Annotated in this window: 3 protein-coding genes (1 of these 3 cut by a window edge); all 3 read left to right on the top strand. The window is 69.3% G+C overall.

Features of this window, described 5'->3' with window-relative positions; genetic code table 11:
* Tightly spaced (each overlapping or abutting the next), the 3 genes in view from F5544_RS22755 to F5544_RS22745 form a layout consistent with a single transcriptional unit that may run on beyond the window.
* Positions 1-3,815 carry the end of a type I polyketide synthase gene (locus F5544_RS22755; RefSeq protein ID WP_167475068.1) on the top strand. Its footprint begins 17,530 nt before the window's first position, so 3,815 of the gene's 21,345 nt are visible here — the last part of the coding sequence; its start codon lies off the left edge, out of view; its stop codon occupies positions 3,813-3,815.
* Positions 3,812-15,484 (top strand): thioester reductase domain-containing protein, encoded by an 11,673-nt coding sequence (locus tag F5544_RS22750; protein ID WP_167475067.1) that lies wholly within the window; start codon positions 3,812-3,814, stop codon positions 15,482-15,484. Before F5544_RS22755 ends, F5544_RS22750 begins: the two co-directional genes overlap by 4 nt.
* On the top strand, positions 15,481-17,172 hold the full coding sequence (locus tag F5544_RS22745; RefSeq protein WP_167475066.1) for an alpha/beta fold hydrolase: 1,692 nt from the start codon (positions 15,481-15,483) through the stop codon (positions 17,170-17,172). Before F5544_RS22750 ends, F5544_RS22745 begins: the two co-directional genes overlap by 4 nt.

The raw sequence follows: 17,172 nt of genomic DNA, 5'->3' as shown, positions 1-17,172 counted from the left end.
GCGCCGACCGGCCACGGCGGGCCGCCATCAGCTCGTTCGGCGCCGGCGGCTCGAACGCGAACGTGGTGGTGGAGGAGTACGTCGATCGGCGGCCGGCATCCGAATGGTCTGGCGCGCAGGTGGTTCCGGTCTCGGCGCGCGACGCGCAGCGGCTCGCCGAATATGTCGGCGCACTGGATCGCCACCTCGCCGATCACGCGCCGAACCTCGCGGATCTGGCGTACACCATGCAGGTCGGACGGCAGGCGGGCGGCGCCCGGACCGTCTTCGTCGCACGTGATCTGACCGAACTGCGTGCCGCGGTGCGCGCGTGGGTTCCGGAGGCCACGATCTCGGTGACGGACAGCCGGGTCGCCGATTGGCTCGGCGGTGCGGATATCGATTGGGAAGCGGTGCGCGGCAGCGGCACGCGTCGCCGGATCCCGCTGCCCACCTATCCGTTCGCGCGGGAGCGGTACTGGATTCCGGACGTACCGGAACAGGTGGGCTCGGGCGAAATACGTTCGAGTGTGGCGGATGCCGTACCCGCAGAGACGGATATCCGTGCGCTGGTGCCTGTTTGGCGTGCGGCCGCGGCATCGGCCGGTGAATTCCCGGCCCGGCGTGCGCTGTTCGTATATGACGCCGGTACACCGGAGCCGCTGGTGCACGCCCTGTTTGCAGCAGTAGGCGATCCGGGGCGGATGGTGCGGGTCGCCGATGGCGACCGTCCGGATGGACTGGGCCGCACGGACTTCGCCGCGGGCGCGGAACTCGGTCGCGCCATGCTGGCCCGCTATCCGGACACCGACTGTGTGGTCGATGTGTGTGATCTGACGCGCCTCGGCATGGACAATGTCGCGGCGGCGGATCTCGGTCGAATTGGCTTCTACCAGGGCGTGATCGACGCCCGCAGGGCCGAACTGGTGCTGCTGCACATCAGCGCAGGGCATCCGGGCATCGACGGTCCGGAGTTCGCCCCCCTCGGCGGTCTGGCTGCGGGTCTGGCCGCCGAAATCGGTCAGGTGCGCACCTGCGGCATCGAACTCGCCGAGGACCGGGCGGCGGTGACGGCCGAACGGCTGCTCGCGATACTCGGTACCGAATACGCCGCGACGGACGGCGCCCCGCGGGTGCGCTATCGGGCCGGAATGCGCGAGCGGATCGAACTCTCCGCCACCACGCCCGCCGGCGGGTTTTCGGTCGACCCCACCCGCACCTACGTGGTAACCGGTGGAACCCGCGGTCTCGGTGCGGAATTCGCGGCCGCGCTGGCCGCCCGGGGCGCGCGGCGACTGGTGATCATGGGTCGCGAGCCGCTACCGCCCGAAGAAACCTGGGACCGGCTGGCGGCGAGCGACCGCCCGGACGCCGCCAAGGTGCGCCGGCTGCTCGCGCTGCGGGCCGACGGTGTCGCGGTGCGCACATATTCCGGCGAGCTCACCGACGTCGCCGCGCTGGACCGGTTCTTCACCGAGGTGCGGCGCGAACTCGGGCCGATCGGTGGCGTATTGCACTGTGCCGGTGCGGTTTCCACCGAGAGCCCGGCCTTCGTCCGGAAGACCGGACCGGGTGTCGCCGCGGTACTCGCCCCCAAACTCGCGGGTACCGAGGCGCTGGCCGCGGCGCTCGCGGCGGACCGGCCCGACTTCTTCGTGCTGTTCTCCTCGGTCTCGGCGGTGCTGCCCGGACTTTCGGTCGGCTTGTCCGACTACGCGATGGCGAACGCGTACCTCGACCGCTTCGCCGAGGCACAGCATGCGAAGGGGCGCACCTGGTTCCGCTCGGTGAACTGGCCGTCGTTCCGGGACACCGGATTCGGCGAGGCGAGCACCGCCGCCTATCTGGCCACTGGGCTGCCGACACTGACCGCGGCCGACGGCGTCCGGCTGCTCGACGGCATCCTCGGCATCCCCGACGCCCCCGTGGTGCTGCCGTATCTCGGTGCGCGGCTGGAGCTTTCGACCCGAGCGTCGTTCGCGCCCACGACAGCCCGTCGCGCGCCGGTACCGGACGACCGTGTGCCGGTGCGGGCCGCCGAATCCGGGCGCGGCGCGAATGTGGCCTTCCGGGAGCTGCTACAGATCTTCTCCGACGAATTGAAGCTGGCACCGGCGAAATTCGAGGGACACCGCCGATTCGAGGAGTACGGCGCGGATTCGGTGCTGATCGCCTCGGCGGTCCGGCGCATCGAGGAGGTGGTCGGCGAACCGTTCGATCCGGCGCTGGTGCTGGAATTCCCGACGCTGGACGCGCTCGCCGGACTGCTGACCGATCGGTATCCGGCCCGCTTCGGCGCGAGCTCGCCTGAGCCCGATGAGTTTTCGGGGCAGAAGGCGGGGTCCGTACCCGCCACCGCGCAATACGCGAGCCGGGGCCACGGGAGCGGTTCGGGGCGGACCGCGGAGCCGATCGCCGTGGTCGGAATCGGCTGCCGCCTGCCGGGCGGTGACGGCCCCGACGCCTTCTGGCGGCTGCTCGCCGACGGCGAATCCGGTATCCGCGAGGTGGATCCGGCGCGGTGGGATCCGTCGGTCTACTACCACCCGAGCGGCGGCCCCGGCCGCACCAACAGCAAATGGGGCGGGTTTATCGACGGTATCGAGCTCTTCGATCCGGAATACTTCGGCATCGGCGAGGCGCTGGCATGGCAGCTCGATCCGCTGCAGCGGCTGCTGCTGGAGGTCTCGGCGCTGGCCACCGCCGATGCGGGCTACGCGCGAGCGGATCTGGCGGGCAAGCGAATCGGCGTGTATGCGGGTAGCAGGGCGGCCAACTACTTCAACCGGATCCCGGTGGCCGACCGCAACACCATCGTCGGGATCGGGCAGAACTTCATCGCGGCCCGCATCTCCGACTATTTCGATTGGCACGCCGGAAATCTCGTGCTCGACAGCGCGTGCTCGTCCTCGTTGGTCTCGGTGCACCTGGCCTGCCAGGCGCTGCGCGCGGGCGAACTCGACGCGGCGCTGGCAGGTGGCGTCGAGGTGCTGCTGGACGAAATGCCGTTCGTGACGCTGGCCGCCGCGGGTGTGCTGTCCCCGAACGGCCGCTGCGCCACCTTCTCCGAACACGCCGACGGTTTCGTACCCGGCGAGGGCGCGGCGCTGCTGATGCTCAAACGCCTCGACGACGCCGTCGCGGATGGCGACCGGATATACGCGGTGCTGCGCGGTTCCGCCATCGGCAACGACGGCCACACCATGGGCATCACCACCCCGAATATGCACGCGCAGATCGAGGTCATCACGGCCGCACTGGAATCGGCGGGCATGGCGCCCGACGCGCTGTCCTATGTCGAGGCACACGGCACCGGAACCATGATCGGCGACCCGATCGAGCTCAAGGCGCTGGCCACGGTGCTCGGCGATCGCGGCGGGCTCCAGCCGTGCGCGGTGGGCAGCGTGAAAACCAATATCGGGCATCTGCTTTCGGCGGCGGGCATCGCCGGCGCCGTGAAGGCCATTCTGGCGGTGCATCACGGTGCGCTGCCGCCCTCGCTGCACTGCGCGGCCCTCAACCCGCGCTTCGCCTTCACCGGCTCGCCGCTCTACGTCAACCGTGAATTGCGGCCGTGGCGGCCCGCCGACGGCAGGCCCCGGGCGGCGGGCGTCAGCTCGTTCGGCTTCGGCGGCACCAATGCCCACCTGATCGTCGAACAGGCGCCGACGGCGCACCGCCCGGTGCGGAGCCCGCTGTCGCCGCCGGTATTCCGCAAGAGGAGCTACATGCTGCCGAAAACCGTTACGCGCGAGGCGGAACCGCCGCAGCGTGTGCTCGTCCCGGCGCCCGCCGTGCCCGTTCCGTCCTTCCTGCGCGTGGAGCCCCTGGTATGAACGAGATTCGATTGGGGAGCTTCGCCACGACGGTACGGGCCGACGATCCCGTGGTGCGCGACCACCGGGTGCACGGGGTGCGGATCCTGCCGGGTGTCGTGTATCTGGACACGATCCTGCGCGCCGCCATGGCCGCCGGACACCCGCCCACCGACCTGGTGATCCGGGAGGCGCTGTTCCACCGGCCGGTGGCGCTGGATTCAGCAGGCGCCGTGCGGATCACGTTCCTGGTGACGCGCAATACCGATGGACGGTCGGGGCGGACGGACACGGTGCGGATCCGGATCGAGGGTCAGCGCCTCGACGCGGCGGGCACCCCGGCCGGGCCGGTCGCCCAGATCGCCGAATGTGTTGTTGCGCTCGCTGATTCGCTTACCGGACCGGCCGTCGCGGATATCGGTGCGTTGCGCGCCGAGCTCGGTGACGGTCGCGCGCTCGCCGAAATGTACGGACAGAGCGGTGCCCGTGGTATCGAACATCGCGAATTCATGCGGGCGACAGGTATTTTCGCGCGGCGGGAGAATACCGTCGTCGCGGAGCTCGGTCTCGGCGCGGAGGCCGGGCAGCACCTCCCCGGTTTCCTGCTGCATCCGACCTTCCTGGACGCGTCGACGATCGTGCCGTTCGTCGATCCGGCCCGCCTGGGCGTGGACGACGAAAGTGCCTTCATACCGATCTATTTCGGCAAGGTGCGGGCGTGGCGCGCAACTCCGGGGCGGGTATATGTACGGGCAACCGTGCGCGGCGGCGGTACGGATCTGCTCCAAGCGGATGTTGCCGTGTGGGGGGCGGACGGGGCGCCGATCGCCGAGTACGAATTGACCTCCAAGCGAGTTCGCGGCAGCGCCGATATCGAACGACTGGTGGCTGCGGAACCGGTGCGAGCCGCCATGGCGGCAGCGGTCGCGAATACCACCCAGGCGGCGGATACTGGCGATCCGCGGGCCGCGATCACCGCGGACCTGGTCGTGCTGGTCGCCGCGGAGTTGGGTGAGCAGGCGGCATCGATCGCCACCGACGTCGGCTTCTACGAGCTCGGCCTCGATTCCGGCCGCCTGCTCCGCCTGACCGCCGAGCTGGAGGCACGGGTCGGTGAACCGCTTTATCCGACACTGCTTTTCGAATACCAGACAATCGATGCCTTGGCCGGTCATCTCGCGGACAAGGTCGGTGAACGGTACCGGCGCGTCGAGCCGGAACCGGCACCGGAGCTCGAGGCGACAACGGTATCCGCCGAGGTTCCGGCGGCATCGGCCCCAGTGGTAGGGATGGGGGAAGCTCCTTCGCCGACACCACCACTCGCGGAATCGCCCGATCCGAGCCGGGATGCCCTGTTCGCCTTCGGGTTCGAGTGGCGACCCGATACACGGACGCACTCGGCGCAGACGCCGGATCGCCTGCTCGTATTCGACACGGCGGAACGGCCGTACCGCGGCGAGGGCGAGGCGCTCGTCCGGGTCCGTCCCGGATCCGAATTCGCCGCCGATGCGACCGATTTCGTGATCGACCCGGCGAATCCGACGCACATCCGCCAACTGCTGGCCGAATTGTCCACCCGGCCGGGCAGTTTCGACGCCGCCGTGTATCTGTGGGGTGATCGGCTCGCCGAGGTCGACTACGACCCGCAGCTACTGATCGACCAGATCTACCTGCCGTTGCGCGAATTGGTTCGGGCGGTCGGCGAACTGCCGGACGCACCGGTGCGCCGCATCCTCGCCGTGTTCGGCGACGGTAGGGTCGGCGAATCCGGTGCGGCCATGATCGGTGGATTCGCCCGAACGCTCCGGCTCGAACAACCGTATCCAGTACTGCGTTCGGTTCGCTGTGACGGCTCGACGAACGCCGCCACGGTCGTGCGCGCCGAACTCGCTGTGGCACTAGACGATGCGGCCACCGAAATCCGCTACCGCAATGGCGGGCGGCAGACCAGGCAGGTGCGCGAAATCGCCGCCGCGGCCGGTGATCCGGCGCTGGCCGACGGCTCGGTCGCGGTGATCACCGGCGGGTTCGGTGGGATCGGCAGGCTGCTTGCACGGAGGCTGGCGGCCCGGTATCGGGCGAGGCTGGTGCTGGTATCGCGCCGCCCGCTCGATGCCGACGGTGCGCGATTGCTGGCCGACATCACCGAGCTCGGCGGCGAGGCGGTGCACGTGCGAGCCGATATCGCGGTCGCCGCGGACGTCGAGCGGATCGCCGCGATCACCCGCGCGACCTACGGACGCATCGATGTCGTCTACCACGGCGCCGGCGAACTACGCGACGGGCTGGTCGCCGGTACCCGGGCCGACACGGTGAAACCGGTTCTGGCGCCGAAGGTTTGCGGTACCGAATGGTTGGCCGCCGCGATGCCGGACGCCGGGCTGCTCGTGCTGTTCTCGTCGGTATCGGCGGTACTGGGCAACCCGGGGCAGGCGGACTACGCCGCGGCGAACCGGTATCTGGACGTGACCGCCGAGCGGCCCCGGGACGGCGGGCCCCGGGTGGTCGCGATCGGATGGCCGCTGTGGGCGGAGGGCGGCATGCTGCCGCCACGCGACCATATCGAGGCGCTACGCCGCGCCGGAGTCGGCCTGTTGCCCACCGAGATCGGATTGGATCTGCTCCTCGCGGCGGGTACGGGTGAGGACGCCCATGCCGCGTATGTTTGGGGCGACCCGGCCGCCATCCGGGCCCGGTTGCGGCCGGTCGTCGAACCTGCGGCAACGAATATGCCGGTGGCGGCGAATATTTCGCGACCGGCGACCGAGAACGCGATCGCCATAGTCGGATACAGCGGCCGGTATCCGGATGCCGACGATGTGGACCAGTTCTGGCGCAATCTGCGTGACGGCCACGACGCGGTCGGGCCGGTTCCAGCGCGGCGGTGGTGGCTGACGAATACCGGCGGCAAGCCGTTCGTCGGCGGATTCCTGTGCGACGTAGCGGGTTTCGATCCGATGTTCTTCCGCATACCGCCCGCGCACGCACCGCTGCTCGACCCACAGGAGCGGCTGTTCCTGCAGCAGGCGTACGGGGCGCTGGAGCACGCCGGATACCACCACGACGAGCCTGCCGTGCGAGATCGGCGGGTCGGCGTCTACGTCGGAACCACCTGGAGCGATTACCGGCTGCTCGGCGTCGAGGCCAGCCGCACCGGGGATCCCGTTGCGGTGGCGTCGATTCCGTCGTCGATCGCGAACCGGACCTCGTACACGCTCGGCCTGCGCGGCCCGAGCCTCACCGTGGACACCGCGTGCTCGGCCTCGCTCACCGCGCTGCATCTCGCGCGGCGCGCCCTGCTGGCGGGCGAATGCGACGCCGCGCTGGTCGGCGGGGTGAACCTGCTGCTGCACGAGGATAAATTCCGGCTGCTGAGCGGTATCGGCATGCTGTCGGAAAGTGGCCGCTGCCAACCCTTCGCGGCGGGCGCGGACGGTTATGTGCCGGGGGAGGGCGTCGGCGCGGTGTATCTGAAACCGCTGCGCAGCGCGCTCGCCGACGGCGACACCATCCACGGGTTGATCCTGGGCAGCGCGGTGAACCACGGCGGTCAGACCGCGGGTTACAGTGTGCCGCATCCGGCCGCGCAGGCCGAGGTGATCGCCGCGGCCCTCGACGAGGCGGGGCTCGCGCCGTCGGATATCGACTATCTCGAGGCACACGGCACCGGAACCGCACTCGGTGATCCGATCGAAATCGCCGGACTGGCCACGGTATTCGGGCATTCCGTGGAGAACGACCGGCCGCGTGCGCTCGGTGCGACCAAGTCGAGCATCGGCCATCTGGAGGCAGCGGCGGGCGTCGCGGGCCTGACCAGGATTCTGCTGCAATTCCGGCACGGCCGGATCGCGCCGACACTGCATGCGGCGCAGCCGAATCCGGCGATCGCGTTCCACTCGACACCGTTCCGGCTCGCGCGGGAGCTGCAAGACTGGCCACGGCAGACATCGGCGGGGGTGGCGCTGCCGCGCCGAGCCGGTATCAGCGCCTTCGGCGCGGGCGGTGCGAACGCTCATGTGGTATTGGCGGAATTCGTAGACGACCGAGTCCGGCCCGCACCGTCCGGCGCGCCGGAGATATTCGTGCTGTCGGCGCGGACGGCGGAACGGTTGCGGCACTACGCCGGGATCATGGCCGAACACTTCCGCACCCTGGATCCGGCCGATTTCGCGGATGCGGTGCGGACTCTGCGGCTGGGCCGTCCCGCGCTGGCGCATCGGCTCGCGCTGGTGGCGACGACACCCGCCGCGGTGGCCGCCGCGCTGGACGGGTTCCGGGCGGGCGATCCGGGCGCAGTGTTTACCGGGGAAGCGGAATCCGGGGTGGCACAACAACTATCCGGCACATCCGATACCGATCTGGCGCGGGCGTGGGTAACCGGAGCCGTGATCGACTGGGCCGGGCGGGGCGCCCCGTCCCGGCGGGTGCCGCTGCCGGGATACCCCTTCGATCAACGGGATTACTGGATTCTCGATCGGCCGCGCACCGATTTCGACGGTGCGGTGGCCGAATTCGAGCGGGCGGCGCGGCGCGGCGGCATCGTCGAACCCGGACAACCGGAACTCAACCGTTACGCGGCCGTCCGGCTCTACGGCGTGCTGTTCGAGATGGGCCTGACCATCGGGGAGTGGCCGGTGTGGTCGGTGCGCGAAATGTTGGGCGTGCGAACGGAGTATCAGCGCCTGCTCACCAGCTGCCTGGACATCCTGGACCGGCACGGGCTGGTCGAGCGGGCCGACGACCGGCTGCGGGTGGTCGGGCCACCGCCGGGGTCGGCCTGGATGCGGGCCGATCTGTTGGCCCGCTTCCCGGGCTGCGAAGCGTATGTCGCGCTGCTGGATTCGTGTCTCGACAGCTACCAGCGGGTACTGCGGGGCGAAATGGCCGCGACGGAGGTGCTGTTCCCGCGCGGCGAGCTGGAACTGGTCGCCGCGATCTATCGCGGCAACGCCGCATACGATTTCGCGAACGGCCTGCTGGCCGATCTGATCGGCGCGGTGGCCCGCGGCCGGACCGGCGACGGGCCGCTGCGGGTGCTGGAAATCGGTGCGGGAACGGGTGGTTCGACGCACGCGGCACTGGCCGCGCTCATCGGCTCGGGCGTTGTGTTCGAGTACCACTACACGGATATCGCGGCGAGCTTCGTCGCGCACGGCAGACGCACCTTCGTGGACGAGCCGCGGATGCGCTTCGGTGTGCTCGATATCGAGGCGGATGCCGCGGCACAGGGATTCCCGGCGGGCTGCGCCGATCTCATCCTGTGCGCCAACGTTTTACACGCGGTCGGTGAGATCGGGCCCACCCTCGGTCGGATCCGGCGGCTGCTCGCGCCCGGCGGCGTTCTGGCGTTCACCGAGGCGACCACCGATCTCGAGGTGCTGGCACTGACCTTCGGCCTGCTCGACGGCTGGCACGGCTACCGGGATCCGGAGCTGCGCATCGTGAATTCGCCGCTGCTGTCCGAGGACCAGTGGCGGTCGGCGCTGATGCGGGCCGGATTCAGCGGCGTACACGCCTGGGGCCCCGGGCTGTCCGATGACGCGGAACCGAGTTTCCGGCTGCTCGCGGCATGGCACGAAACGGCTGCGGGTGAGCTGGAACTAGACGATCCCCGGCCCGCCGAGACAGTGCACCCAGCAACGAAAACGGCTGTTGTGGAAGATATTCCGCGCCAGGCAGTGCCGGAGGCGTTGCAGCGCGCGGTGATCGGCATCGTGGCCGCCGGGCTGGGTATCGCACCGGACGAAGTCCGCCCGGAGCTGCCGCTGTCGGAATACGGCGTTGATTCCATCCTGGCGGTGAAGATCGTGGAACGGATCAACGACCGCTTCGCGCTCACGCTGCGGCCGACGGTCGTATTCGACTATCCGACGGCGCGGGCGCTGGCCCAGCGCGTCGCGCAGGACGGGGGCGCGGAGAAGCCGCGGGAAACGTCCGAATCGTCGGGTCGCGCAGCGGATATCGATCCGACACCGGCCGAACCACTGAAGAGCGCGGAGCCATCGGGCCGGACCGCTGAGCCGGAAATCCGGCAGGACCGAACGGAATCCGGCATGGATATCGCGATCATCGGCATGTCCGGCCGCTTCCCTGGCGCGGCGGACCTCGACGAGTTCTGGCGCAATCTCGCCGCGGGTGTCGATTCGGTGACCGAGGTGCCGCCCAGCCGCTGGCCGATCGCGGACTATTTCCGGCCCGGCCCGGCGACCCCCGGGAAGACCTATTCGAAATGGGGCGGATTCCTCGACGACGTAGGCCTTTTCGATCCCGCGTTCTTCGATCTGGTGCCCACCGAGGCCGATCATATGGATCCGCAGCAGCGGTTGTTCCTCGAACACAGTTGGCTGGCGCTGGAAGACGCGGGCATCGATCCGAGGTCGCTGCGGCGCAAGCGATGCGGCGTCTTCGCGGGCGCACCGGGTTCGGATTACGCGACGCTGCTGCGCAATCGCGCGACCTTCGGTTCGCACCACATGTTCACCGGCAACAGCCCGGCCATTCTGCCCGCCAGGGTCGCGTATCACCTCGATCTGACCGGTCCGTGCATGGGACTCGACACCGCGTGCTCGTCGGCCCTCGTCGCCGTGCATCAGGCGTGCCGCAGCCTGCGATCCGGTGAATCGGAGCTCGCATTGGCCGGCGGTGTCGCGGTATTCGTCACGCCGGAGTACCACCTGCTCGCATCGTCGATGGGCATGCTGTCGGCGCAGGGGCGGTGCGCCGCCTTCGGTGCGGACGCCGACGGATTCGTGATCGCCGAGGGCGTTGGTGTCGTCGTGCTGAAGCCGCTGGTTGCCGCCGAGCGCGACGGAGATCCGATCCACGGCATCATCCGTGGCACTGGGGTGAACCACGACGGCCGCACCAACGGCATCACCGCACCGAGTGCCAGATCGCAGACCGAGCTGGAACTCGAGGTCTACCGGGCGGCGGGCATCGATCCGGCGACCATCGGCTACGTCGAGACACACGGCACCGGAACGCGACTGGGCGATCCGATCGAGATCGAGGCGCTGACCGCGGCCTTCCGCCGGTACACCGATTCGGTCGCGACGATTCCGGTCGGCTCGGTGAAGTCGAATATCGGTCACGCCTCGCATGCGGCCGGAATGGCCGGCCTGTTCAAGGTGCTGCTGGCGATGCGGGCCGGAAAGCTTCCGCCGACGCTGCACGCGGATACGGTGAATCCACTGCTGGAACTGGATAATTCACCGTTCTTCGTGAATACCGAAACCAGGGACTGGCCCGCGGGGACGCGCCGGGCGGCGGTCAGCTCGTTCGGATTCAGCGGCACCAACGCGCATCTCGTGGTGGACGACTATCCCGCGGCGCGAATTCCCGCACCGCACGGTGAGATCGGCGGCGCACAGGTCGTCGTGCTGTCGGCGCGGACCGCCTCCAGCCTGGTGGCGGCGGCGCGGACGCTGCGGCGGTCGATCGCCGCGCATCCGGAATGGCGGCTCGCGGATATCGCGCACACGCTCGCATTCGGCCGCTCGGCCTTCGAACACCGGCTGGCCGTTGTCGCGGAGTCCGTCGACGGACTGGCCGCGCGCCTGGCCGATTTCGCCGACGGTGACCATCTCGCAGGGGTTTTCAGCGGTGTCGCGCCCGAGGCGGCGGCGGGATCCGCGCGTGCGCTCACCGACCCCGTCGCGGTGGCGCGAGCCTGGGTCGAAGGGGCGGATGTCGAATTCGCGCCGTGGTCGCACGATTCCGCGCGGCGGTTGCACCTGCCGGGGTACCGATTCGATCGCGAACACTGCTGGGTGCCGGACGTACCGGTCACCGAAACCGTGCCCGCCGAAGCCACTGCCGAAGCGACACCCTCCCAGGGGAAGGAGCTGTGGCGAGTCGCGGAGGACTACCTGAAGGGTCTGCTCGCCGAGTACTGCCGTCTCGATCCGGCCCGCATCCGCACCCGGATCCCGTTGCAGGACTACGGAATCGATTCCGTGCTCATCAGCAAGCTGAACGACAGGCTGGTCGCCGAATTCGGTGAGCTGCCGAGCACCCTGTTCTTCGAGTACCAGACCCTGCGCGAGCTCGCGGGCTATTTCGCCGACATGCACGCCGACCGCCTGACGGAGCTGACGGGTACACGGCCGGAGCCCGTGGCCGTCGCGGCCGAGCCGGTTCGCTCGGCGACGGCGATGGAACCGGTTGCCGCCGAGGACGATATCGCGATAGTCGGTATGGCGGGCCGCTTCCCGATGGCGCACGATATCGACGAGTTCTGGGCCAACCTGGTGGCGGGCCGGGACTGCATCGTCGAGGTGCCGCCGCAGCGCTGGGATCACGGCGTATACCTTTCCGACGACCCGGACGAGCCGGGGACCACCTACGCGCGGTGGGGCGGATTCCTCGACGACGTGGACAAATTCGACGCCCGCTTCTTCGGCATCACGCCGAAGGATGCCGAGGAGATGGATCCGCAGCAGCGACTGTTCCTCGAAACATCCTGGGCCGCTTTGGAGGACGCGGGATATCCGCCGGATCGGCTGCGCGCCAGCGCCGCCGCCCGCGGGCTGGTGGACGCGAGCGTGTTCGTCGGCGTCGGCTACGCCGAATACCAGGCCTTCGTGAACATCCCGATCTCCGGTTATTTCGCGGTGGCGAACCGGGTTTCGTATCAGTTCGGCTTCCACGGCCCCAGCCTGGCGGTGGATACGGCGTGCTCGGCCTCGCTGACGGCGCTGCATCTGGCGTGCGAGAGCCTGCGGCGCGGTGAGTCGGCCTACGCGCTCGCGGGTGGGGTGAACGTCTCGATCCATCCCGGAAAGTTCCTGCTGCTCGGTTACGGCCGCTGGGCGTCCAGCGACGGCCGCTGCCGCACCTTCGGCGCGGGCGGCGACGGCTATGTTCCGGGGGAGGGCGTCGTCACGCTGGTGCTGAAACCGCTGCGGCACGCGCGCGTCGACGGCGACCGGATCTACGGCGTGATCCGCGGCAGCGCCATCAACCACGGCGGCCGCACGAACGGGTTCACCGTGCCGAATCCGGCGGCGCAGGCGGAGTTGATCGAGCGCGCGCTCACCGTCGCGCGGGTCGACGCGCGCGATATCGGCTATGTCGAGGCGCACGGCACCGGGACGGCGCTGGGCGATCCGATCGAAATCGCCGCGCTGACACGGGCGTACCGCCGCACGACGCCGGACCGCGGTTACTGCGGTATCGGTTCGGCGAAATCGAGCGTCGGTCATCTGGAGGCCGCGGCGGGTGCGGCGGGGGTGGTGAAAGCGCTGCTGCAACTGCGGGAGAACACCATCGCGCCGAACCTGCACAGCGATCCGCCGAACCCGGGTATCGATTTCGCGGTCACCCCGTTCCGGGTCATCGAAACGCCAACGGAATGGCCGCGTCCCAGCGACGGATCGCCCCGGCTGACCGCGGTGAGTTCGTTCGGCGCCGGCGGCGGCAACGCGCACGTCATCGTGTCCGACGCCGAACCGCTCGCGCCGCGTGAGCCCGAGGACGGCGCACGGGTGGTCGTCCTGTCGGCCCGCGACGCGGAAAGGCTGGCCGAGGCGGCCGCCCGGCTGGTGCAACGCCTACGGGCACAGCCGATTCCGCTGGCCGATGTGGCGTGGACGCTGGCCGTCGGCCGGGCGCCCTTCGAACACCGGCTCGCCGTGGTGGCGACCAGCACGGCGGAGCTCGTCGAGCTGCTCGATGCCGCGTCCGGTCCGGGCGCGCGTCCCGCGGAGGGGCTCGCGGTATTCCACGGCGTGGCGCGGACCCATCGGGACGCGGACGAGCTCGCGGGCGAATCCGACACCGACCGTGCGGAATTGGCCGGGCTGCTGCGTTCGGGCAACCTGCCGCGCCTCGCGGAGCTCTGGGCGTCCGGGTGGACGGTGAACTGGGAACGGTTGTACGGCACGGCGTTCGGACGGATCGTGAGCCTGCCCGGATATCCGTTCGCGCGGCGCAGGCACTGGATCGTGCCGCAGGATTACCGCCGCCGCGGCGAGCCGCCGCAGATCGTCGCGAAAACGGTTGTCGCGCAACCGATCGAATCGGTCGATACGACAGAGCGGCGCAACGGGCACCGGACCAACGGCGTCGGGCACCGAGATGAGCCGACCGTGCCCGGGACTGCCGCCGAGCAGCAACCCGAGACTGCCGCCGAGCCACTCACCGAGCAACCGACCGAGGCCGAGGACATCGAACTCCGCACCACCCTGTGCGACGAAATCCGGGATATCTTCGCCGATCTCACCAAATCCGACCCCGCCGACCTCGACCTCGACGCCGAGTTCATCGATTTCGGCTTCGACTCGGTCGCGACGGTGCGGATGCTCAACCGGCTGATGAAGCACTACGACGTCCGCATCCCGGCGGATTCGACCGAACGGTATCCGACGATCGCGTCCCTGGCGGACTACCTCGTGCGGGACGGAATCGTCACCGGCGCGCGAACTGCCGGGAAGACGGCCACCGAGATATCGAATACCGTTGCGGCAGAGGATATCCCGATACTGACCCTGGACGCGCCCATTCCGGTGGCCACAGTATTCGTCACCGGCGTCACGGGCGTGCTCGGCGGCAAACTGCTGTACGACCTGCTCGCGCACTCCGATGTCCGCATCACCTGCCTGGTCCGCGGCACGTCACAGGCCGCCGCGGAACGCCGTATCCAACACTTCCTGCGGACCTACGATCCGGACGGCGCGCTCGACGAGGCCTATCGAGTACGGGTGACGGCGGTGCTCGGCGACGTCTCACAGGACCGCTTCGGCCTGGACGAACCGACCTGGCAGCGGATTTCGGCGGAAACCGATCTCACCGTCCACGCCGCGGGCCGCACCACGCTGGTCACATTCTACGACGCGCTGGCCCCGATCAATGTCGAAGGCACAAGGCGGGCAGTGGAATTCGCGCTCGGCTCGCGCGGCCGGTATCTGGTCTATGTCTCGAGTTTCAGCGCGCTCGGCGACCGGTTGAACTTCAACAACCCGCCGTTCACCGAGCACGACCTCGAATTGGGCCAGGGCTACGACCATCTGCCGTACCAGCAGACGAAATACGAGTCGGAGAAGCTGATCCGGGCGGCGAGCGAGCGCGGCCTGCGCTGGGACATCGTGCGGCCGGGAAACATCATGGGCGACAGCGTCACCGGGCAGTATCCGTTCTCGGAGGTCTCGGTGAAGGGCGCCTACTACGACATCCTCAAGACGATGATCGAGACCGGCGAGACCATGCTCACGCCGGTGCACTGGGATATCACCCCGGTCGATTACGTGAGCGCCGCGATCGTGCACATCGCCCTGCACCGGCCCACCTACCGGGAGACATACCACCTCACCAATCCGGACATAAAGCGGTACTACGACGTGGTGCGCTATGTCCAGAAGGCAGGCTACGACGTGACTCTGGTCCCGCTGGAGGAATTCCACCGCCGCGCCACCGACCGGGAGATCTACCGCCTCGGCACGGGTGAGCGCTACGACAGCCAGACGCTGGAGATGTTCAAGTACGGCATCGAACTCTTCGGCACCATCCATTACGAGGAGAGCTCCTACGCCGACTGCGCGTACACCCGACGGGTGCTCGGCGCGGCCGGAATCGATTGCCCGCCGGTGGAAGAGCTGGTGCGGGTGTACCTGAAGCACTGCACCGAGGTGGGCTATCTGCCGGAGCCCGGCGCGGCGACCGAATCCGGTCCGAGCGTGGAGGCCGCGCGATGACCCGCACCGTGGTATTTCCGGGCCAGGGCGCCCAGCGCGTCGGGATGGGCGCGGACCTGTGCGCCGAATTCCCGGTGGCCCGGGAGACTTTCGCGACCGCGAGCGAGGTGGTCGGGGCGGATCTGCTGCGGATCTGCACCGAACGGGATCCGCGGCTGCACCGCACCGAGTACACCCAGCCGTGCGTGCTCACCGTGGAGATCGCCGCGTACCGCGTATTGGAGGCCGAATTCGGTTGGCGGCCGGTGGCGTTCGGCGGCCACAGCCTCGGCGAGTACACCGCGCTGGTCGCGGCCGGAGTGCTGGAGTTCCCGGACGCGGTGCGGCTGGTGCGGGTCCGCGGCGCGCTGATGCAGGGGGCGCAACCCGAGGGGGACGGCGCGATGGCCGCGCTCATCCTGCCTGATATCGCCGACAGCGGCGCCGTCGAGATCGCGATGGACGCGGGAGCCGAAGTGGCGAACGAGAACTCACCGGAGCAGTTGGTGATCAGCGGCGGCGCCGCCGCGGTGGCGGCGGCCAGGAGCGCACTGGCACAACGGCTTCCGGAGCTGCGGTTCGTGCCGCTGCGTGTGAGCGCGGCCTTCCACTCGACGGCGATGCGGGGCATCGAGGCCGAATTCGCCGGACAGCTGGCCGAATGCGCGCCGCGGCTGCGCGCCGCGCGGGCGGTGGCCGTGACATCGAACTACACCGGCGAATTCCACCGTCCCGAAACCCTGGTGCAGAACCTGATCCGCCAGATCGGCGCACCCGTGCGCTGGACGGCGAATATGCGCGCGCTCACCCGCGCGAAAACCGAACTGTACGAGGTGGGCCCGTCCGCCCCGCTGTCGAAGTTCTTCGAAGCCATCGGCGCGACGGTGACTCGCGTCGCCTCCGTGGCAGATCTGCGGGCACTGCCCGTCGAAAGGAAAGAGACCGCGGCACAACCTGTTACGTCCGGCATCACCATGCACCGGAAACCCTCCGGTACGCCGCGGCTGCGCCTGTTCTGCTTCCCGTTCGCGGGCGGCAAGGCCACGGCGTACGCCGACTGGCGCACCCGCCTGCCCGAATGGGCCGAACTGTGCATAGCCGAACTGCCCGCTCGGCAGCGACACCTGAACCAGACACCGATCCGCGGTTTCAGCGAGCTCGTCGATGCGGCGCTAGCGCAGGTGATTCCGCTGACGGACCTGCCCTTCGCGTTCTTCGGCCACAGCCTCGGCGCGCTGACCGCCTTCGAGGTCGCGCGCCGCCTGCCCGCCGGAATCGCCCCGCGGGCACTGTTTCTGGCGGGCGCCGCCGCACCGCACCTGCCGCGCCCCGGCCGCATATCGGCGCTGCCGGACCACGAATTCATCACCGCCGTAAGGCATTACGGCGGCATACCGCCGGAGGTGCTGGAGACGCCGGAGGTGCTGGCGCTGTTTCTGCCCGCGCTGCGCACGGATTTCGAGATCTACGACGATTACCGGTTTGTACCCGCCGCACCGCCGCGCTGCCCGGTGTACCTCTTCGGCGGTCGCGCGGACCACCAGGTGGCGCCGACGCAGCTGGAGGCGTGGCGCGATGTGCTGCCGGGGGTGCGCTCCACGGAATTGCTGCCCGGCGGCCACTTCTTCCTGCTCGACCAGCGTGACGCACTGGTCGAGGCCATCGCCGCGCGCATGGACGCGTCGCATCCGACCGCGGTCTCCGCCTGA

The organism is Nocardia arthritidis (assembly GCF_011801145.1).
Lineage (GTDB): Bacteria > Actinomycetota > Actinomycetes > Mycobacteriales > Mycobacteriaceae > Nocardia > Nocardia arthritidis_A.
Note: the sequence above shows the minus strand (reverse complement) of the source record. Positions and strands in the feature narration are given on the sequence as shown.